Origin of the sequence: Psychrobacter sp. A3 (assembly GCF_028823565.1) — a bacterium.
Taxonomy (GTDB): domain Bacteria; phylum Pseudomonadota; class Gammaproteobacteria; order Pseudomonadales; family Moraxellaceae; genus Psychrobacter; species Psychrobacter celer.
The window spans coordinates 1-648 of sequence record NZ_JAPEHS010000180.1; the positions used below are offsets into that span (position 1 = coordinate 1).

General features: G+C 48.0%; 1 protein-coding gene. It reads right to left on the reverse strand.

Annotation, left to right across the window (positions count from 1 at the left end; genetic code table 11):
- Window positions 1-163: 163 nt before the first annotated feature.
- The coding region (locus NK638_RS12380) for an MFS transporter (protein ID WP_274633245.1) at window positions 164-648 on the reverse strand (485 nt) is incomplete at its 5' end.

The window sequence follows — 648 nt, forward strand, 5'->3', positions numbered from 1 at the left end:
CTGTCAGTGCCATGGTCGAATGTTCAACACGCCCTAAGTACATCAGCGTATCACTGTATCGTTTTTATACCGAATTGACTCTATATTATTGGTCATTCTTGTCTAACAAACGCCATTATTATAAAGTCATTTGCTTTATAAAGCGGCCAAAATTTGGCACAAATTAAAGCGGTTTTTGCGGTTGTAATAATAAAGCCAGTCCAATGGCGACAAAGGCGGCAATACCAGAGACCATATAACTGATGCGAAAGTCGCCCGTCAGCTCTGCAAGATAACCTGCTGCCACGGGTCCAAGCGCTTGACCACTCGAAAAGGCAAATGTCAGCGCCGCAAGCGCACTGGCTGCTGCCGCGGCACCAAAATAATCACCAGCGCAGGCGGCCATAATGACAGGTACGCTCCAGACCACGAAACCAAACAAGATAATCGACAAATATAACCCCAAATGCCAATCCGTCAAACCGACTAACAGATAAGCGATGGCAAGAAAGAAAAATGCCAGCGCGAGCCCAAGGCGACGGCCGATGTGATCAGAGATCCAGCCAAAAAACATGCCAGAAAAGACGCTCAGTAGACCAATCCATGCCCAAATACCGCCTGCAGCTGCCTCACTGAGCTGATAAGAGCCCACCATGCTGGTCACGATAA